Annotated in this window: 15 protein-coding genes and 1 tRNA gene; 12 read left to right on the plus strand and 4 right to left on the minus strand. The window is 48.1% G+C overall.

The window, feature by feature from the left end; genetic code table 11:
* Window positions 1-1413: a sugar porter family MFS transporter gene (locus LRP54_RS00060; protein ID WP_231234540.1), complete on the plus strand. Its 1413-nt coding sequence runs from the start codon at window positions 1-3 to the stop codon at window positions 1411-1413.
* 190 nt (window positions 1414-1603) lie between these two features.
* Here LRP54_RS00060 and LRP54_RS00065 read toward each other — a convergent pair whose 3' ends face one another.
* Entirely contained in the window at window positions 1604-2662 is a 1059-nt protein-coding gene (locus tag LRP54_RS00065; protein WP_231234541.1) for an NAD(P)H-dependent glycerol-3-phosphate dehydrogenase, read from the minus strand.
* 93 nt (window positions 2663-2755) lie between these two features.
* A complete protein-coding gene (locus LRP54_RS00070) occupies window positions 2756-4327 on the minus strand; it encodes a xylulokinase (protein WP_231234542.1) in 1572 nt (523 codons plus the stop codon).
* A gap of 483 nt (window positions 4328-4810) precedes the next feature.
* On the opposite strand from LRP54_RS00070, the gene LRP54_RS00075 reads away from it, so the two are divergent.
* The 6 genes from LRP54_RS00075 (at window position 4811) to LRP54_RS00100 (ending at window position 11541) form a co-directional block, all read left to right on the plus strand.
* Window positions 4811-5083, plus strand: a complete 273-nt coding sequence (locus LRP54_RS00075) for a hypothetical protein (RefSeq protein ID WP_231234543.1) — start codon at window positions 4811-4813, stop codon at window positions 5081-5083.
* Window positions 5080-6369, plus strand: coding sequence for an MFS transporter (locus LRP54_RS00080; RefSeq protein ID WP_231234544.1), 1290 nt, complete (start codon window positions 5080-5082; stop codon window positions 6367-6369). The genes LRP54_RS00075 and LRP54_RS00080 overlap by 4 nt, the downstream gene beginning before the upstream one ends.
* A 241-nt stretch (window positions 6370-6610) precedes the next feature.
* Window positions 6611-6904 carry a hypothetical protein gene (locus LRP54_RS00085; protein WP_231234545.1) on the plus strand — a complete coding sequence of 98 codons (294 nt, stop codon included), beginning with the start codon at window positions 6611-6613 and terminating at the stop codon, window positions 6902-6904.
* Window positions 6905-6962: 58 nt separating this feature from the next.
* On the plus strand, window positions 6963-9161 hold the full coding sequence (locus tag LRP54_RS00090; RefSeq protein ID WP_231234546.1) for a hypothetical protein: 2199 nt from the start codon (window positions 6963-6965) through the stop codon (window positions 9159-9161).
* 26 nt (window positions 9162-9187) lie between these two features.
* Window positions 9188-9853: an ABC transporter ATP-binding protein gene (locus LRP54_RS00095; protein ID WP_231234547.1), complete on the plus strand. Its 666-nt coding sequence runs from the start codon at window positions 9188-9190 to the stop codon at window positions 9851-9853.
* Between the two features lie 221 nt (window positions 9854-10074).
* Entirely contained in the window at window positions 10075-11541 is a 1467-nt protein-coding gene (locus LRP54_RS00100) for an MFS transporter (RefSeq protein WP_231234548.1), read from the plus strand.
* A gap of 184 nt (window positions 11542-11725) precedes the next feature.
* Here LRP54_RS00100 and LRP54_RS00105 read toward each other — a convergent pair whose 3' ends face one another.
* A complete protein-coding gene (locus tag LRP54_RS00105) occupies window positions 11726-15433 on the minus strand; it encodes a sialidase family protein (protein WP_231234549.1) in 3708 nt (1235 codons plus the stop codon).
* Between the two features lie 282 nt (window positions 15434-15715).
* On the opposite strand from LRP54_RS00105, the gene LRP54_RS00110 reads away from it, so the two are divergent.
* The 5 genes from LRP54_RS00110 to LRP54_RS00130 all read left to right on the plus strand — a co-directional run bounded on the left by LRP54_RS00110 (window position 15716) and on the right by LRP54_RS00130 (window position 18967).
* Complete coding sequence (locus tag LRP54_RS00110) at window positions 15716-16204, plus strand: MerR family transcriptional regulator (RefSeq protein WP_231234550.1); 489 nt, start codon at window positions 15716-15718, stop codon at window positions 16202-16204.
* 191 nt (window positions 16205-16395) lie between these two features.
* Window positions 16396-16472 (plus strand) — tRNA-Pro (locus tag LRP54_RS00115).
* Window positions 16473-16983: 511 nt separating this feature from the next.
* Entirely contained in the window at window positions 16984-17370 is a 387-nt protein-coding gene (locus LRP54_RS00120) for a GntR family transcriptional regulator (protein ID WP_231234551.1), read from the plus strand.
* Window positions 17367-18254, plus strand: coding sequence for an ATP-binding cassette domain-containing protein (locus LRP54_RS00125; RefSeq protein WP_231234552.1), 888 nt, complete (start codon window positions 17367-17369; stop codon window positions 18252-18254). Before LRP54_RS00120 ends, LRP54_RS00125 begins: the two co-directional genes overlap by 4 nt.
* A complete protein-coding gene (locus LRP54_RS00130; protein WP_231234553.1) occupies window positions 18254-18967 on the plus strand; it encodes a hypothetical protein in 714 nt (237 codons plus the stop codon). Before LRP54_RS00125 ends, LRP54_RS00130 begins: the two co-directional genes overlap by 1 nt.
* Before the next feature lie 108 nt (window positions 18968-19075).
* Here LRP54_RS00130 and LRP54_RS00135 read toward each other — a convergent pair whose 3' ends face one another.
* Window positions 19076-21433, minus strand: coding sequence for an excinuclease ABC subunit UvrA (locus LRP54_RS00135; RefSeq protein WP_231234554.1), 2358 nt, complete (start codon window positions 21431-21433; stop codon window positions 19076-19078).
* Window positions 21434-21573 lie beyond the last annotated feature (140 nt).

A 21573-nucleotide genomic window follows, 5' to 3' on the forward strand; every position in this document is an offset into this window, starting at 1 on the left:
ATGTCAACATCTTCATCTAACAAACTCCTCCAAGTCTCCATTGCGGCGGCTTTGGGTGGATTCCTCTTTGGCTTCGATGTTGCCGTTATCAACGGTACGATCGGATCTTTCTCAGGCACAGCAACTGGTTTCGGCCTGTCCTCTCTCATGACAGGAATTGTTGTTTCTATCGTGAGTCTTGGTGCCGCTGTAGGCGCTCTCTTAGCAGGTGGTGCCGCTAACCGCTTCGGACGTATCCGCGTCATGATTGCTGCAGCGATTTTCTTTGCGATTTCTGCGCTCATGTCAGGTCTTTCTTTCGACGTGTGGCAGCTTATCGGCTGGCGACTCCTTGGTGGTTTAGGTGTCGGCATTGCCGCCGTTATCGCTCCGGCCTACATCGCTGAAATCGCCCCGGCTGATAAGCGTGGACGACTCGGCACCCTTCAGCAGCTCGCTATCGCCGTTGGTATTTTCGGCTCTTTCATCTCTAATTTCGTTCTTGTGAAAATCACAGGTTCAGCCGACGCGGTAAGCCTCTTTGGACTTACAACCTGGCGTTGGATGTTTATTGTTGAACTGCTCCCAGCGATTCTGTATGGACTTTTCGTTCTACGCCTTCCTGAGTCCCCGCGTTTCCTTGTCTCTATCGGTAAGGAAGATGAAGCAGCAGCGATCATTGCTGCCACCGGCGCAGATAAGGACCCTGCTGGTCGTGTACGCGAAATCCGTTCTTCACTGGACACCGACCATCGCCCACGCTTTTCTGACCTCAAGGATTCGAAATACGGTCTTCGTCCCGTGGTGTGGGTTGCTCTGGCTTTTGGTTTCCTCATCCAGATGGCCGGTATTAACAACGTACTCCTGTACGCCACTGAGCTGTGGCAAACGGTTGGCTTCACAGGTAACACTGCTGTCTTTATTCCCGTTGTCACTTCGATTATCGGCATCGTGATGACACTCATCGGCATGGCTGTTATCGATAAGGTAGGCCGTCGCCCGCTCCTACTGTGGGGCGCGGTTGGAATGTTTGCCGCTATGCTGACTTCCGGTATTGCTTTCCTTCAAGGAACACTCACCCCGGAGGGCACCCTCAACCTTACTGGCCCGTGGGCTGCTGTTGCTCTTATTGCCGTTCACGCCGTTTATGTGATTTTCTGCGGAACATGGGGCGTGGTGCTGTGGGTATTCCTCGGTGAAATCTTCCCCAACCAGATCCGTACCGCAGGTTTGGGTCTTGCTACTACCGGTAACTGGATTGGTGGCACGCTTGTCACAATGCTGTTCCCTGTATTTATGGAGCACCTTGGACTTGCCGGCACTTACTTCTCTTACGCGGTTGTGGGCGCTATCCTCATCTGGCTTGTTGTCCGTCATATTCCTGAAACAAAGGGCGTTGAGCTTGAGGATATGAGCTACCAGACACGCAAGTAGAACCGGGGTTTGGATACTCCCAGCTACTTACACGAGGCACCCGTCAGTGAATTTTCTGGCGGGTGCCTTTTGCGTGTTCATTCGACCTACAAAAACTAAGTGGTGAGATCACGTTCAGTCCTGATCTCACCACTTATTGACATTCGTCATTGTATGAAATTCACACTTATTGAGTGCTATGGCCTGCCAGCTAACAATTGCTTATCCGGCGAGGTAATGCAGCCTCTTGAATCGCTGTCAATGGATCAAGGAGCTCTTGCGGGTCGATTATGCCAGCAACAGCCCGAAGCAGTGGCATATCTTCCAAGGTCAACACATCGCTTTGCTCAACAAGAGTCAGAGCCAAGCCAACTGCTGGCACGCCTTCCACAGTCTGCTCCAAGCGTTCCATTTCAGCGAGAGCTTCCTGAGGGTTCTCTCCCTTGCCTAATCGCACACCGTACACCTTATTACGCCCAGATAAACCCGTAACTTCTAGGTCACCCACACCGGCTAAACCAAAAGCTGTCTCTGCTTTAGCTCCAAGACTGTGACCAAGTAAAGACATTTCTTTGACGGCTTGAGCAAAAGCTGCTGCTTTGAGGTTATGGTGAGGAATACCCGTAGCTTCCCCAAGACCATCTGCGATACCTAAAGCAATCGCGTACACGTTCTTCATTGGCGCACACACTTCCACACCCACTTCATCGTCACTGCTTGCAATCGAGTACAGTGGCGTGCTGGTTCTGGCGGCAAAATCTTCAGCGAGCGCCCCATCACGGCAAGCAAAGATTGTGGCTGTAGGCATTCCCTCAGCACATTCATTTGCTTTCACCGGTCCCGCAATGGCAACAATTGGTGGGACTTCGATGCCTTTTTTCGCTGCGATAGAGCGAATAGCATCTGGAAGTAGCTGAATCACTCCCTCGTCATTTGGGCAAAATCCTTTTGATGTGAGCCATAGGGCTTTTGCTTTCGCAATATTCGTAAGTGCTAGCTCTGTTACGTGGGGTACACCTACCGAGGCCACGGACATGACGATGACATCACTGCCTGCAAGGGCTGTTTCAATTTCATCTGATCGAAAAGTTGTGACAGCGGCGGGTACGATTGCGCCTGTGCGCGGGTGAGGGCGTTGTTCTTCGATTGCGTCAATGAGGTGATCGTCAAGCCAGGTTCCCCATAAACGCACGTTCCAACCGGAATCAACCAGAGGTTTACACAGTGCTGAGCCCATTGCTCCAGCACCTAAGATAGTAATAGTTGCCATTGTAATTTTTTCCTTTCATGTTTTTACTCAAGGCTCAGCCTGCATATATTGCGGCTACTTTGAGATGTGCATATATGTGCTGTTTTTCTGGTTTTATGATCTGTTTTCTTCTTGTCGGACAACGCCATCGAGTTCGGTGAAAAGTTCTTGTAGTACGGGGTAAATCTTGGCTTGTATTGCTCCGATTTTCCGGTAGGCATCATGATTGTCCATGTTGGGTTCAATTGTTTGCCCAAAGGTAGCCATTGCTTTTGCTGAGGCTGCGACATCAGGTAGTCCTCTATCAGTGCCAGATGAGTGCGCGTTAATGCCTGCCATTGCGAGTACGGCGGCGCCGAGTGCGGAAACTTCATCGGCTATGCATACGGTGAGTGGGACCCCTACCACGTCAGCCATCATTTGTCGCCACAGTGGTGATCGTGTGCCTCCACCCATGATGCGTAGTTCTGTGATTGGAATGCCGGAGGCTGATTCAAGGAAATCGAGGTTACGACGCATTTCAAGGCAGATTGATTCCATCACTGAACGATACAGGTGTGCGCGTCCGTGGGTTCCTCGCCAGCCGATAACAGCGCCACGAGCTTTTGCGTCCCAGTAGGGGGATTGGACGGCGTTCCAGTAGGGCAAAGTGAGTAGGCCTTCTGCGCCTGGGGTAATTTTTGAGGCCATGAGGTCCTCGTGTGCTACGTCCGTGTTGCCGGGGTTGTCGGGGTCGGCGAAAGTTTTGCGCACCCAGTCAGCTAGGTAGGATCCTGATGATTGCAGCACTTCCATCACGTAGTGGTCGGGAATGCCTGAAACATGGGTGCGGAATGCCGGGTGATAAATGTATTGGTCGGATTCAATACCAGCATTTACTGCGGTACCCATGTTGAGGTAGCCCACGCCTGGATCTACAGCGGCTGCTCCGATTCCTGCGGCTTGACCATCACCAAGACCTGCGATTACAGGAATGTCGTGTGAGAGTTTCCATTCTTTTGTCAGTTCAGTGCGGATTTTGCACATTTTTGTTGCTGGAGGGATCAGTTGAGGCATTTGTTCTTGGCTCACTCCGGCGATTTCAAGGAGTTCGCTGGACCAGGTGCGTGCTCGGATGTCAAAGAGTCCCAGTGAGTCAGCAGCGGCTGTGGAGGATAGCCAGTGGCCGGTCAGGTTAAAGGAGATGTAGCCGAGGACGTCTACCACGCGGTCGGCTTTTTCTAAGATTTCGGGCTTCTTTTCTTTGAGCCAAGCCATTTTGTAGATTGCTGGTGTCACGCCTGCGGGTTTACCAGAGAGTTGGTGTATGTGGCTGTTGCCGTATTCAGCGATCTGGTCGATTGCGCGCCCGTCAAGCCAGAGGATTCCGTGAGCCAGTGGGGTTCCGTCTTCTGTAAAGGGAGCAAAACTTTCACGTTGATGTGTCAGGCCGATTGCGCAGATTCGGTCGCGGTCACGTTGGTCAAGTGATGCGAGGACTTCGCTGATGGTTTCGTGGGTTGTTTCCCACCATAGGCGCGGATCGTGTTCGTAGAAGTCCATAGCTGGGGTCAAAAGTGGGATGGGACGTTTAGCTGTTGCCCATACGTTTCCGTCTGCATCAACGATGATTGCTTTCGTTGATTGTGTTGAGGAATCTACTGCGACAACGAGTGGCCCGTCTGTGAGTCGTTTGTGAGTTGTCATTTTGTTACCTTTCGTGATCTTCTTTGACCAGTGCGGGAACGCACACAGAAATAGTAACGTAGATTCTGTTAATTATCACAGGTTTTATGGGAATAAAAGGATGACGGGGCGCTCGACACACAAGAGCATTTCCTTGTCTCGCCTAAAAAATAAAAAGAGATATACAAGTAATACAGCGAAAACTGAGGAGGTGACAGGGTGAGCATATCCGCCTCATATTTCCGCAGGTACAGAAAATTGCTGCCGTTTTTCAAACAGGCAGCAATGATATTGCCACCGGGTAAATTTTGGCCTGCCACCAAGGATTTGAGGAAATAACTGAAAGTTTCAGCTCATAAGCCATCGTAATGAACAAAAATTCACAAATATTATGTGAAAGATCAAAAAGCGTACAATAATTAGATTTCAAGTTTTCGCATTCTGATCTGAAACGTCACATCGCCAGAAAATGTAAATATTGAAGAAGTGAGAAGCAATATATTAATGAAGCATCACATTCGACTGGATGCTAAATTACTTTTCGTGGAAAGTAATATGCTGCTCCTCTTGACCTCACTTGTCATGACACGATTCCTTATATGGATTATTGCCAATAATTCACTATCGGAGGAAACAAAGATTATTGCAGCATATTTTTTCCGTGTGCAAAGCTTGTCGCTCCATACACTAGAGCAGTTCTTCGCCGTACTTGGCACGGGCGAGCGCGAAAAACTCGACTCTTTGCCCCGCCCCTCACTTGTGGAGAACGTATCATGAGGACCGAATACAGTAAACGCAGCCTTTCCATGTTTATTGCCGCCAGCGGCACCATCATTGAGTGGTTTGATTATTCGCTCTTTTTCTATCTTGCAATGTCTTTGAGTCATACTTTCTATCCAGAAATGGATTCTTCCCTGCTCATTGTGTTAGGGACCGGTTCAGTGGGTTTCCTTTTTCGTCCGTTGGGCGCGGTTGTTTTTGGGCATATCGGGGACGCGAAAGGCCGTACTGTCTCGTTAGTGATTTCAGCGGGGTTAATGTCGCTTTCTATGCTTGGCATTGCTTTGATGCCTGGATATGACACTATAGGAATTTGGGGTGGTGTAGCGGTCTTTCTTTTGCGTGCTCTCGCAGGTTTTTCGGTGGGGGCAGAGTACACCGGAATCATGGTGTACCTGATGGAAAGCGCTCGTCCTCATCGGCGTGCTTTAACCGCTAGCTGGGCAGCTGCTAATTCAGAAATTGGTGCTTTGCTAGCAGTTGGCTCATCTGCGATTACAACTTCCATCGTAGGTTCTGCTGCTCTTAATACGTGGGCGTGGCGTATTCCTTTCATATGTGGAGCGATACTTGCTGCCATCATGCTGCCCTTACGTAAATTCATGGTGGAAAGTCCTGCCATGCACAAAAAAGCAACTGAAATGCGCAGTGAAATTGTCGGTAAGAAAGAAGGTCCACTCACCTATGTTCTGCAACATCAGCGACGCTCAATGCTGGTAACTTTTCTTATTTCTACCGTCGGTTCAGCGACCTATTTCCTTACCATTACCTACTTGCCGACCTATATTGAAACCGTTGATTCTGGTGACAGTCAGATGGCACTCAACTACGGGATTATCGCGGCAGTGTCAGCAATCCTTGTCACACCATTTTTTGGCCTTTTGTCGGATCTTATTGGCAGGCGACGCTCATTTACAGTGTTGCTCGTAGCAGTTATTACACTGGCCATCCCCGGATATAGCCTGCTGACCTCACCGAATATTCTTATTCTTGCAGGAGCGGTGGCTGTACTGGCAATTCCCGCTGCCGGGTGGAGTGCTGCTGCTGCGAGCGCTATTCCTGAGCAGTTTCCCACGCAAGGTCGTTATTCTGGAATGGCCATTGGCTACAATCTTGCCACTGTAATTTTCGGTGGATTGACTCCGCCTTTGGTCACGTGGCTTGTCCAAAGTACCGGGCATGTGCTTGCTCCTGCTTTTTATGCGAGTGCCATCGCAATTATCGCTGGTATTCCTGCCATCATCCTCATGGGTGATACGGTCAAGGATCAGAAACGGAAGTGACAATGAGCACGAGCAGCGCTTATCAGCGTAAAAGCACAATTTCAGTGACATAGGCGTCCGTCCTATTATCACCAATTCAATAGGAAAATTTTTAAGGAATATAAGACAAAATTTGAAAAAGCGCTTGCGAGCGATTTCTGCGCATTGTAGATTGAGTCTTGGGATACCCATTGCTCCAACAAAGATGTACCCCAAGACTCATAAGATTTGCCACCGCTTTACCCAACGAAGGGAAAGACCCATGTTTCATAAAGTAAAGAAAACAAGTGCAGCAGTATTACTGTCACTCATCGTTCTCACCGGCAGCATAGGCATAGCCCATGCTGAGGTAGTGTACTACAAAGGACTAGCCGTAAACTGGGACCACGGTCGCACACTGCTTATTTACAGCTACTCTGACGTAAATACAAAATATTTTGAACACGCTGCCACCGCCAATAGCACAACATCCGGATGGAAAAAACCTGGAGTTCGCGCATATGCCAAGCAGTACATAGGCGCATCACCTGCAAGCGCATACTGGGATTGCCGCTAATCCTTACCCATGCTCGTACACATTCATTGAAGTAAACGAAAAGCGGTGGTGAATTCTTATGGGTAAAATTCTGCGCTTATTCACTTTTATTTTAACCCTTTTATCTAGCGCTCTCTTTGGTTTAATTTCCATTACAACTACCGGCGACAGTTTTTTACATACCCTCGATCAATACGGACACAATGGGACTGTCATATACCTACACCAAGTTCCCGAAGATAAAGCACAGTCAGCAATATCAACCATATTGCAAGAAGTAGATGCGCATAACGGCTTCATTATCCGCGGCGACATGCTACTCACTAATGACGGTGATTCCGCTGGATACCGTTTCGGCTTTTACGGTGACATACACACAAATGCGCAAACACTGGAATTGGAATATTTAGGTACCAGAATTTTTCATAAGGAAAATATCGGCTTGTTACTCAAAGCAGATAAAGGTGCCACTTTAGGCCTTGACCAATCACAAGCCGATCAAATTTCTCCACTACCTTCAATATTTGCTGGACCAAAAGTCATCGGCATCAAACTCACTGATCTACTGGACAGCTCAGGAACAGTCAACGGCACCTATCGGATTATCGGAATTACTCCCCAAGACTTTCGCTCCCTCACTACAGATCTTGCTGCTCTACTGGACACTGACACGCACGCAATAACCACCCCACTCAGTGGTAAATACGTCTACGACAGCTTACTTACCAGCATTGCTTTAGGAGCAGTCGTTGTCACCTGGTTCACCCTCGTATTTGTCTGTATCCTCGTGACATATCAAAATATATCCTTACTTGGAGTCCACGTTTTACTGGGCTGGTCACGAACACGCTATGTTCTCAAAGTATTCTTCCCATTACTCACGGTTTCCCTGTGTGGAATATTTCTTTCCTGCGGGATTCACCTTTATGGTTTAGAAGGATTCACCTACACTACCGCCCTCATCACTGAGGCTTTACTTTCCGGTACCCCAGCAGTTGGATTAACAATAACCGCGGTAGCGCTTGCTTCCCTCGTCATTTTTCAGGTAAGTCCCGTGGGCGCGATACGAAACCGTGTTTCGTCAAAAATTATGGCTACCTGCCTGCTTATTTTCTACGTACTTTCTTCAGGCACTGTCGTTTACGCAATGTTTTATCTTGATGGCCCTTTATATGAAGTAACCCATATACGTGAAGTTCAACAACGCTGGGCGGAACATTCTGATCTCGCAATCTTGTACAAAGAACAAATTGGTAATAATACCGCCTCCTTTACAGGGCAGGAAGCTGAACATTCGGTTGAATACTATAACTGGTACCGTTCCTTTGAAGGAGAAAAAGGCGCGTACATCGTTCACACAAACTACTACAGTGACGACTTACTTGAAAGATGGCGCGAAGATCAGATCTACCCTCACGTTCCCAATTCCTCTTTCTGGGAACTCGTCGCCTCCCCTAATTACCTCACAGACCACGGCATTACAGTTGACCCACAACTTGTGCAGCAAGCCATGCAAGGAAAGCGACTATACCTCCTGCCGGATACCCTCAGCCCTGCTGATAGCTCAGCCGTAGAAGGCTACTTGACGGATTTCTCGCTGCAAAAACGCGAAAGTCCCATTCGCAATGATTTCACAAAGAATCAGCAACTGGTCTTCCAGCGCTACCATGTTTCAGATGAAATTTTCATCTGGAATACAGATACGAGCCTGCCAAATACTGTGAAAAATCCCGTTATTTTAGTGGCAACAACGGATAACATGACTCCTTTTGAATCAGAAAGCCTCTGGGCGGAAGGACTCGACAACAGTTATATAAAACTCGATAGCACAGCCACACAGAAATACCTTGACCCCCGCTACTTGGCAAAATACGGATTAGATGACAATCATCCTCAATTCCTGCTGGTTTCTGACTTTATTGCCGGATTACAGAAAACTCTGACCGAAACTATCCGCCTTTTCGGAATAGTCATAGCACTTGTCGCATTACTTGAATTGGTGATTATCTCCTCATTAGTCAAGATTTTTGCCTTTTCTAAACGAGAACACATCGCAGTTAAACGCCTCATGGGATATCCATTGACGCATATTTTCCTACCACCAATTCTCCTCGTTATTTCTACCAGCATTTTATGTACACTGACCGCTTTCATTCTGCGGAGCACAAGCGGAGTAACAACTGTCCTTATTTTTGGCGCCCTCCAAATGCTTCTACTTTTCTATCAAGCAAAGAAAGCCAGCCTCGAAGGAATCGTTTCCCTTATCAAATCAGCATAAATACCTCAGCAGAAAGAATAATCATCATGTCAGACATTCTTAACGTGCAGAACCTGACCAAAATCTTTGGTCAGCGTATCGTCATTGACAATCTCAGCTTTCGTGTTCCTGCAGAGGCCAGCCTAGCAATCACCGGACCCTCTGGATGCGGGAAAAGCACATTGCTCAATATCATCGGTATGCTTGAAGCCCCCACTCAGGGCAGCATTATGCTTGAAGGTAAACCTTTACCCGCTATTAACTCCACTGCAGCAACGAAACTCAGGCGCAAACAGATTAACTACCTTTTTCAGTCTTACGCGCTTATCAGTGACCTTACTGCTCGTGATAACGCTATGCTGGGCCTCCACTATGCTCCTATAAGCAAAGAGGAAAAAACTGCACGTATCAACGAAATCCTCGCAAAGCTCGGGCTTTACCATGTGAAAGATGAGCGAGTATCCACTCTTTCTGGAGGGGAACAGCAACGCCTAGCTTTAGCTCGCTGCATTCTCAAACCTGGCAACCTCATACTTGCAGATGAACCAACCGGCGCCCTTGATCGGAAACTCTCAGGTCGAGTCCTAGAGCAAATGCTTGAATTGCAACATGAGCACCACAAAACCCTCATCATTGTTACTCACGACCCACATGTGGCTAAAGAATGTGACTATGTTATGCAGCTCAACGGAAGTGATGAGGAGCGCGAGTAAGAAATTCACAGCCCTGCATCTGAATACCTGTCCTCGCATATAACGACGAGACATTTCCAACATCTTTCGAACTTACGAAGCAATCCGTAAAACTGTTATCGTAACGCTGGCGTCAGCACTACGATAAAAATTTGTCGAGTGTTCCGTTCCGGAAGGCTAAGGTGCCTCCTTACCTGATACGGAGTGGACTGGGCGCCATTTGATTTTTAAGAGAGGCTCTTTTGTCCACTTTGACAAAAATTGTGCAGGAACCATCTGCCACACCTATCCACAAACAGCATGAACTTCCCCATTTTGCTCGCCCTCACTTGACAATGTCAGGACTTTACCTTGGCGCTTTTCTTGGGATGCTTTCTGAAACAGCAATGAGTATTGCCTTGCCCGCTTTGATGGACGATTTTAGGATCAGCGCGGGTGTTGCTCAATGGATGATTGTCGGCTACATGCTCGCTATCGGCATCGTCTTACCTTTTGTTGGGCTGCTTCTGCGATCTTTTAATGCCAAAGTTGTTGCTCAATGCGCTTTAGCTATTTCTCTCATTGGGGCGATTCTGTCAACCTGCGCTCCCACATTTGCACTGGTATTAACTGGGCGCATGCTCCAAGGCGTTGGAACTGGCATTATTTTGCCCACTTTGTTCTCTGCGATTATTCACATTTTCCCTCCTCACCGAATTGGAGCCGCGAACGGAGTTGCAGGCCTAACAATCATGCTTGCACCTGTCATAGGCCCTACCTTGGGAGGAATCCTCGTTGGCGTATTTTCATGGCGTTCACTTTTTGCTGTTTTCGCAATTGTTGCTGCACTCGCTTTAGCGTTGATAACGCTACGATTTGTTAATCCCCTGCAGCAAATGAAACAAAGTGTTGATGCAGTATCCGTTGCTGAATCGATCATCGGTTTCGGAGCGCTTATTTGCGGTGTTTCTTTGATAAGTGAGCAAGGACTATCGCCCCTTGTTATCCTGCTCATTATCTTAGGTATCACCAGTATTGCTTTATATTCACAGCGACAATTACGTATCAATCATCCGATCATGGATATTTCATTGCTTATGCGCAGTGATTTCAGGACACCTGCCCTCATTGTTACTTTGTCTTTTGCCTGCACTCTTGTGTGTATGTACATTGTCCCCTTGGAGTTACAAAGAGGACTTGCTTTAGATTCCTCATATGTGGGTGTCATGATGCTACCTGCCGGTGTTGTTAACGCGCTGTGTTCATTTGCTGCGGGCCGTCTTTACGACACGTTAGGATCTGCTCCCCTTATTCGTTTCGGTGGCGTGATGACACTTATCGGTATCGTCATGTTCATGATGATTGGAACAAGCACATCAATGTTCTTTTTCGTCATGTCACACATCGTCATCATGGTGGGCATCCCATTCATTCAGCAGCCTGCACAGTCAGCAGCATTAGCGAGTTTGCCTCGACAAAGCGCATCCGATGGCTCAACCATTCTTAATACATTACAGCAGGTAATCGGCGCAGTTGGAACAGCTCTGGCAACATGCCTTCTTGGTTTCGGAGTGTTTTCTGTCAGCGATCCAGCACAGGGCTTCATCGCTGGCTCACGTTATGGCTATCTTTTCGCGGCCGTTTTAGTAGGTAGCGCGCTTCTCATTTCATTGCTTCATCGTCGGGTGGCCGCACGTTCTGCTGTGACGAGCAAGGATGAATCGCACTGATATATCAGAGCACCAGGATGTGATCTAGCACCATGCGTCCCGCTTATGTCGCGCGTCTCCTTTAAGGAGGCACCCCCTGTTGCGCTGATAAAAACCAGTGGAGGCTAGGTCTTTGACCTATTCCCAGCCTCCACTGGTCTTTTTCATATGGGCTTTGGCCTATACGCCTAAGCGTCACGCCAGATTATGCGTTTTCCTTTCTCTTGATTACCACACCAATTCCGGCACATCCCAGTGCAGCAAGGAAAAGTATTCCCAAAGAGGCGCCTGTGCGCGCAAGATTACGTTTTCCTTTTATCCGAGTCTGTGTTGTAATGCTTCGCGAATCATTCTGTTTCGTCGTATCGCTGTCCGTTTGTTCTACTTCTTCTGATTTATGAGGCGGGAGCGGAACAACTGTTGTATCGCCAGTTGGAGTCGTTGTTTCTTCCGCCCCTGAGGTGCTGCCCGCAGAATCGCTTGCTCCATCTGAACTCGACTCACCAGCCACAGGACCGGTCGGACCTTCCGAAGCAGACTCATTACCCGCTGCTGGGCCACTCGGTCCATCTGAACTCGAATCGCCAACCGCAGGAGCGCTCGTGCCCTCTGAAGTTGTCTCCTCAGTTGATGGATCAGGTGTTTCTTCTACTGGTGGTGTTTCAATTGTCAGCATCAGATTTGCTGCTCGTTCCGATGTTGCTCCTGTCGCAGTAAATTCGTAATCACCTGGGTGCGCATCCGAGTTTACCCGTAAACGGAATTCAGCGACCCCCTCAGAATTTGCAAGTGCGGTAAAACCGTTCCGACCCTCAAAAGCATCCGTCGGAGTACCCACTGAGCGGAAAAGCGGTATAACCACTGATGCTAAGGACACCGGCGCCTCATGAGTAAGGTTCACAGCTTCTCGCGGCTCAAATCCGCTGGTTTTCAACGTCAATTCCGCACCTGGCTTGACGCTTAGATTAGCTCCCTCTGCTCGTCTCAAAGTTGTCTGAGGTACAACACGAAGATCAAAACTCGCATTCTTTGACGAAACGGCCCCTGTAGCTGTCACGGTATGCGTTCCTGTTTGCGCGCCCTCAGCAATATCAACAGTGAAACGAATTTCCCCGTTCTCATCAGCAACAACCGTGTCATTTTCTGTCACGATTGCCTCATCATGTCTGAGGGTTACTTCCTCATTTGGCGCGAAGTGAGAGCCTGTCAGCGCTACTGCTTTTTCGGCGACGCTCACAGGTTTTTCCGGGCCGGTCAGAGCAGCCTGCTGGAGTACGCTTATCCTAAAGGATGTTGTTGCACGCGCAGGTGTATTTGTGCCGTCCTTATCGGTGACGCTCACCTGCACTTCAGCGTTTTCCACTAGGTGAGTCGGAGTACCAGAAATCGCCATCGTTTCTTGGTCAAAAGACAATCCCTCAGGAAGTCCACTCACTTCAACAACACGATTGGCTTTTTCGTCGCCTCCTGCAACTTCCAATGGGATAGCGTCAATAGGCCTACCTTCGATCATGGTCTTATCCGCAATGGAGGCGAGGGTAAGTGTCGGGAGGTCACATATTCCTTCTCGTACCCAGTTCAACGTCACGTTAGTGTAACCAATACCATTCCCATCCATTTCGTACAAAATACCGATACGACCATCAGGTTGGATTGCAATTGACGTGTAGCCCGTGTAACCAGAACGGTATTCACGACGGTTTTCATCAAGCCAGGTAGTCCCACTATCACAGCTCACTGACAATGAACCATTCGTGCGAGCACGCGCGTTGAATGTGTTAGAGAAAAGAAGAACTTTCGATTTCGCTGTCCCTTCAGTTGCCGTGGGGAAAGCACGAATAATCGTCGCGTTATTTACTGGGTCAGTCAGTTGTGTTTCCAGTGTTGCTGGTGTCCACGTCAGGCCACCGTCATGTGAGGTGGCGATCAGACGGTTTCCACCTGGTGAACGCGAATTAATCATGAGGCTACCGTCACTCAGTTCAACCATCTTTGTTTCATCAAAGTTACGGTTTACTCCTTGAGCCACACGCGCTAAGTTTCCGAGCTGCCAGGTCTGACCGTGGTCATCAGAGTACAGGGCAGCCGCGTGAATAGTGCTACCAGCCGCTGGTGTCAGTTGGAAAGCATAGGGTTGAACCAAGCGGCCTTTGTATTGGCCGTGTTGGATTTGCAGGCCGTTACCTGATGTTGCGAAACCTGATTTGAGGGTTCCCACATGGTCACGGATAGCCATATTTGTAAGGTCGCGGCTAGTCCATGTGTGCCCGTTATCGGTTGATTCTGCAACATGGAGGTGCATTGCTGTACGGTCGTTTTCTGCAATAACACCTTGGGTGAGACGATAGTTTCCTTGCCAGAAACCGTTGTCATATGAGAGCACGTGGAAGCTAAAGATTTTCCCTGTTTCGTAGTCAACAACGTAAGAAGGATCAGAGTATCCTTTTTTCTGCGCCCCGCTTTGTCCTTGTGAGATAACGGTTTGTACTCCCCAGGTTTTTCCGCCGTCAGTGGAACGACGTTGAACAATTGAGTTCGGGTTAGGTGAGTCAGCAGCGGATCCTGGCCGACGATCATAGGCGGCAAGGAGGTCACCGTTTGGCGCTTTTGTCAGTGATGGAATCCGGTAGTACATACCCGCTGGAGTATTTCCGACGGAAAGAACTTGATCTTCGCCTCGTTCAGCAGGAAGGGAAGGATCAGCATTTGCATAGCTACCAGCTGTTGCTTCATCCCAGGTTCCAGGAACCGAAACGGGGGTAGAGGCAATTTTTGCTTGTTGGAAGAGTTCTCCATCAACACGTACTTCCATCATGAGTGATGGAACAAATGTACCGCTTTCAAGGTCAACGGTTGTCAGTGCGTGCGTCACTGTGCAGGTTTTGTTTTCATTGTCGGCGAGTTGCCCACGACAAGTCGCGAGTTCTTCTTCGGTGAAGGTGCTGTCGTCTGGTTTGAATGTCACCGAACGGGGGTTGGATGTTTCTGTTGCTTCGTAGCGGATATCAAATGAGAGCGTATCCCCTACCGCGTATTTACTTTGAGCTTCCCCCCCCCCCCGTTGCTTTTGTGTCATTTCAACGAAATTCACGACTATAGGTTTCACGGGCACTGAGGAGCCTTCTGTCAGATTCGTAGGAGTTGTCGTTCCGTTGTAATTTTCAGAACGGTACAGTGCGTATCTCACGTATGGGGCGAAACCTCCGTGTGTTAAATCGTCTTCGGTGACGATGTGGTAGGCGTGCCCAATACATTGGATCCATGTTGCTGATGTTCTCATTGAACGACATGTGTCAATGTTCGTGAGGTTTGATTCTGCGGGCCGCATTCCGCGGGTTGTTCCTGTGAACTGACGGAATGCCACAGTGTAGTTGATTCTGTCCCCTACGTTCCAGACTTCTTTGGGTTGAGTGGGAACAATTGTTGCTTCGCTGTAGGAATCCACATCAATAACTGTTGTGTTTCCTTGGGCTGTTGGTAGGGCAACTGATTCAGATGATTCAGTTGATTCTTTCATCGTGTACGTGATTGTGGGGGTAAATCCTCCATTTGTCACGTCATCTGCGGTGAGTATGTGAGTCATTCGGTTTGAGCACACACCGTTGTCATGCGCGTTGATGGTGAGTTGGCAGGCCGCAAAGTTTTCCAGATTCGAGGCTGTAGGAACGAATACTTTCTGCATTTCTGAGTTATTTGTGACGTGCACATCAAAACTCATTGAGTCGCCTACCATCCATACGTGTCCTTGTGGTTGCGGATTCGCCAGTTCGAGGGTGATGGTTGCGGGACTCGGTTGTTCTTGCGCTAGAGCAGGGGAAATTGCCGATACTGTCATCGCCAGTAGGGACCCGAGTATCACGACAGTCTTTCGACGTCGCATTGTGAACCAACACCCTGATTTTTCCTTTTTCATGAGTGCTTCCTTCTGTTTTTACTTAGCTTCAAACGGAGAGTTCGGTCAACGGTGACCTTGTTTTCTTTTACATCGTTGCATATGAAAACAAGAAGCTTACTCATGCTATCAACTTTGTGGTCTGATGTCTGACAAACGGATTCTTAATAATTTTTCCTTGTATTCTTTTCCCTCTGCGTGTACGTGACAACTTTTCTTTCGCGGAATCGCCCCGGCGGAACCTAAACTGACCCTGAGGTTGCCTGCAAGCTAAACTGAGCTTTAGCTCAAGCACAAAACTGCATGAAAGAACAAATACGTATGCGTCTGAAAATTGGGGAAGTTGCTCAGCGTTTTCAATTACCGGTTTCTACTTTACGTTATTACGATTCACAAGGTTTCTTTCCACGTATGCAGCGAGTTGGCGGGCAACGAGTATTTGGTGAACGTGAGATTGCGACCCTCCATGTCATTGATTGCCTCAAGTCATCTGGCCTGTCTATTGAGGAAATAAAACAATTTATTCACTGGTGTGAGCAAGGAGACGACACCTTACATAAACGCCTTCAGCTCTTGAGTGACCGAAAGAAAATACTTGACGAACAGATTAAAGAACTCCATCGCGTTCAAGCTATGCTCATCTACAAAACTTGGTATTACCGCACAGCAATTGAGCTTGGCAGCGAAGAAAAAGTACGCGAACTACCTGCCGAATCCGTACCGGAAGATATGAGAGAAACACGCAATTACGCCTATTCTGCTTATAAGAAAACGGAAATACCTCAGAAATAATCACCACTACACGCGCTGCTTTTGTGGGTATATACAGAAAGTGGGCGATACAGGGCAGGCATTTGGTTGCGCGGTCACATCTGCATGACCTACCGGAATAGATCTATGTGAGAATAGCCATTCTTGGAATAGGTTTTTTAATTCGGAGCACAGCAGCACATGATGTAAACTGGGTAATGCTTTTCCGGCATCGGGGTGTGGCGCAGTTTGGTAGCGCGCCTGCTTTGGGAGCAGGATGTCGCAGGTTCAAATCCTGTCACCCCGACCATGAAATCTCAGGAAATACACTTTTCCTGAGATTTTTGTTTTTCATATGTAGGCAATATTTCACTGATAAAAATAGCGGCCTATACGTTTTGGCCAATAACCCCCAATAAGCCACTGATTAACACTTTGATGATGAGAAACTCCTATCCTCAGCAGCTTTTCAGACTCACTCCGAAAATTTGAGAAACCAAACTTTCCACAGCACAACTGCGATGAGATTCAGACTCCACATGATGCAACTTTGTCGTTACCGCAGATATTCGATCACAGTAAGCCTTCAAAAAAAAATACCAACACAGGCAAGCAAAGACGCACGAAGCATCGCAATAAACGATCCCTCACCATTGACAAAAATTGCAGGTACTATCGCCACTTTTATACTCACTTTTCATATTCACTGGCCTGCAACCGTATGTTTCTCCTCTGCACACTTGACATTCTCACGGCTACATGGTTAATTAGTCATGTAATTAACCGATAAAGCAACTTAGCTGTACTCCGAGGAGGTGAAAATGACAGAACATTTCACAGACTCCACCCCCATTTACATGCAGATTGCCGAAGAAATCCGCAATCTCATCATCCGTGGAGCACTAACTGAAGGCGACCAACTGATGTCAACAACCGAATATTCCACAACTTACCGCATCAACCCCGCCACCGTAGGAAAAGCATTTACGCAACTCGTGAGCGAAGGACTTGTAGAAAAACGTCGAGGTATCGGTATGTTTGTACGCGCCGGCGCACAACAGGCCCTTCTAGCAAGCAGGCGCGAAAGATACTTCACTGATGTCCTCAAACCTGCTATTGACGCAGGACTTGCACTCGGACTCACACTGCATGACATCACAGCCCTCGTAAACGCAAACAACTCCCCTCATGAAAGAGAAAACTCATGATCCACATTGAATCTCTCAGTCATACTTATGCAAGAAAAACACACGCACTACGTGAAATCACATGCACACTATCACCCAACTCTGTCACTGGTCTTATCGGACCCAACGGGTGCGGTAAAAGCACTCTTATGGAAGTTTTAACAGGCTTCCTCCCCATCCAAGAAGGTCGCATCACATATAACGGACAAGAACTTACCAGCGCAGAACTCACCGCACTCACCGCGCTAGGAAACAGCGGACGAGAATTCACACTCGCACATATGAAAGACCTCCTCGGTTACGCACGATGCCGACCCACCTGGAATGAAAAACTTTTCACCCATTACCTGAAACGTTTTGACATCACAGTTTCACGCAAAGCACTCGGTAAAGTTTCATCTGGGCAAAGCGCCATTTTCAGCGGTGCCCTCGCCTTAGCTTCCGGAGCACCTCTGACTTTACTTGACGAGGTCCAAGCAACTCTTGATGTTCCCCATCGCTACGCTTTCTACGAAGAAATCATGCAACTCAACGCTGACATCATTGAAGGAAAACATCCCGAACGAAAATTCCTTATTTCCTCGCATATGGTTTCTGAGTTGGAAAACCTCACAAACAACATCATCATCATGCGCAATGGGCACATTCTTACTGAAGAAAGCACCGAGGATCTACAACACCGCACGCTAGTTCTCACCGGATCAATTCAGGCAGTCACTGATCTCCTTGCACACCACCCTGACATTCACGTGTTATCTGAACGCACACTTGGGCCTACACAGGAAATCACAATTGACCTACGCACATGCGACCTCACCCCTGTCATAGCTGAATCTTTCGGCCTACTTGCGCGCTACGCATCACTACAAGACACATTCCTTTCTCTTATCCACAAGGACGCCTAATGATGACTTCTCATTCCCCAGCAGCACAGCAAAACACTCACTTTATGCGGCTCACTTTAGTTCACATGAAATCTCATGTACTACCCATCATTGGGATAGCTGCGGGCATCCCCTTCATTCAACTAGCCATCAACTTGAGTTTTTCTTTCATTCTGCGCACTCCTCCACAGGTATTTCTTACAGAATCGTGGATCCTCATTGCTTCCATTTCAACCTTCATCATGACCTACATATTCGCTACCTCGAATATGCGTGAAATCATGACATCTGGCCTTAGCCGCTGGAAAGCAGTAGGCGCATCCTATATCAGCACACTTTTCCTGCTCGGAATCACACTCATTGCTATCTTGCCCCTGCATTACTTTGAAAAGCATGGTCCTTTTGATCTCTCGCATGAGATCTCCCTGCCCTCCCAGCTCTTACTTGCTGTACTGACAGTTATCACGGCAGATGCTGCCTCACGCCTGCTGTGTTTGATTCCGCGTTTTATTAGTTCTCCTCTTGGACTTTTCTTTGCCTATCTTGCGGCAATCCCTCTGTGTATTACATCCATAGGAGCAGGCATCACATGCTACTCATTGCTCACACTTGAACAAACACTCAACATTCCGCTTTTTTCCTCGGGGTATTACCTGCTTGGAATTGCCACAATTGTCACCATGATTCTCGGATTCGTTATGAGTCCACGTGGGCATATCCGAAAAATTGGGTAACTATTCGGTTAGATCTGCACTACTTCTTAGACAGATCACCATGCGCTAGCAGTGGGGGTGCTTCAACAAAAGCACCCCCGAACGCATATAAAAAGCCTGATTTATGTATCAATCCTTGATTGAGCGCCTATGCCCTAAGGCTTGAGCAATATATTTCCCTGTCAGCGTCCCGCAGCCCGCCGCAACATCAGCAAGCATCTGCATGGGTGTTCCTTCAAAAACCACCTGACCGCCATCGGAACCAGCCCCTGGACCCATATCAATAATCCAGTCAGCATGAGCCATCACAGCAACATTATGTTCCACCACGATCACTGATTTACCGCTATCCACCAGAGTATCCATCAGGGTGAGAATCTGGGTAATGTCTTGCATATGTAAACCTGTTGTTGGTTCGTCAAGAATCATCAGAGAAACCTGAGGGTCCAGCATATGCACAGCTAATTTCAGGCGTTGGCGTTCCCCACCGGACAGCGTATTCAAAGGCTGGCCCAGCGGTAAGTAGCCCAAGCCAACCGCGCACATAGCCTCACATATTTTCTGCGCAGCAGGGATTTTCACCTCTGGACGAGCAAAATATTGTGCAGCGTCATGCGCTGACAGTCCAAGGACATCCACGATACTTAAACCACCCAGAGTGTATTGCACAACGGAATCATCAAAACGACGTCCTTCGCATATTTCGCAGGGAGTTGTCACTGTTTCCATGAAACCTAATTCTGTACGTATCACCCCTAAGCCCTGACAGTTCGGGCATGCACCCTCAGAATTTGCACTAAAAAGTGCAGGTTTTACGCCATTTTCTTTAGCGAAAGCTTTACGGATCAGCTCTAATATGCCCGTCCACGTCGCAGGATTAGAACGCGATGATCCTTTGATAGCGCTTTGATCCACCACAGTAGCCTGTGTTCCTTTCGGGAAGGAACCTGGAATAAGGGAGGACTTACCAGAACCAGAAAGCCCAGTAACCACACACAAAACTCCTAGTGGCACATCTACATCCACATTACGCAGATTGTGTACATTCGCTCCGCGGATCTGGATGCTACCGCGTGGTGTACGAATAGCAGCGGTTTCCTTCAGACTGACAGAAGATGACAGGCCCCGTCCTGTAGGCGTATCAGCAAGACGTAGTTCATTGGGAGTGCCAGAAAAAATAATCTGCCCACCTTTTTCACCGGCACCTGGGCCCATATCAATCACATAATCAGCTAAAACAACGGTTTCAGGATCATGCTCCACAACAAGGACTGTATTACCTTTGTCACGCAGTTCCATTAAAAGCTGATGTATTTGTTCGACATCATGCGGGTGCAGGCCGCTTGTCGGTTCGTCAAAAATATATGTCACATCTGAAAGAGCTGACCCTAGGTGCCGCACCATGCGAATACGTTGTGCTTCACCACCTGACAAGGTGCTCGTCGCCCGGTTTAACGACAAATAGCCCAGCCCCACGCGCAGCATTGATTGCAGTACTAAGGCGACGTTTTCTAATAGAGGCTGAATAGCATCATCATCAATCGCAGCAATCCACTGGGCAAGGTCACGTATTTCCATGGCGCTTAAATCAGCTATTGATTTGTCTTGAATGTAGGAGCTTCGAGCCGCTTGTGTGAGCCGCGTTCCCTCACACTGGGGGCACAGGGAGAATGTGGCAGTTCTTTCCACAAAAGCACGCATATACGGTTGTAAGGCTTCAATGTCTTTCGACAAGATAGATTTACGTATTTTTGGGATCAGACCCTCATAGGTCATACGAATACCGGCAATTTCAATTTTTTTCGGATCAGAGTATAAAAGGGTTTCCATTTGCTGTTTCGTGAAAGTTGACACGGGTTTATCAGAGGGGAAGAATCCAGATTCACTGAATTGACGCACAGCCCATCCGCCCACTTTATATCCGGGGACAAGGATAGCGCCCTCCTCTAATGACAGTTCCTTGTTGATGATCTGTTCCATGTCGAGATCCGATACTGTGCCACGCCCCTCACAGGTCGGGCACATACCGCCTACCTGAGTGAAAGTTTTCTTTTCTGTCAAAGTACGCGTTCCCTTTTCCACTTTCACAGTCCCAGCACCAGTTACTGTCGGAATGTTGAAAGAGTAGGCCTGAGGGCCACCAATATGCGGGAAAGCACATTGAGAAAAGAGAAGACGCAGCATTGCATCCACATCTGTTGCTGTCCCCACGGTGGAACGAGGATTTGCTCCCATCGTCTCTTGCCCAACGGTAATGGAGGCTGTAATTCCGTGAATCTTATCCGCATCGGGACGCACAGGTGTGCGCAGAAACCCCTGAATGAAAGCTGAATGTGTTTCATTCAGTAAACGTTCAGATTCAGCGGCAATAGTGTCAAAAACTAATGAAGACTTACCTGAGCCTGAAACACCAGTAAATACGGTGAGTTTACCTTTGGGAATATCCACATCCACATTGCGTAGGTTATTTTCGCGTGCTCCGCGCACCCTAATGTATCCCCGTGGCGATGAGGTTAAAGTGTTTAGTGGCGTCAACATAACCTGTGTTCACCTGTCTGATTGTTGTGGAAACATGGATTATCTGTGAGGTATATCCGTGAAATACGAAGTAAGATCAATGGCTTTTC

It is taken from the genome of Schaalia sp. lx-100 (assembly GCF_021083625.1).
Classification (GTDB): domain Bacteria; phylum Actinomycetota; class Actinomycetes; order Actinomycetales; family Actinomycetaceae; genus Pauljensenia.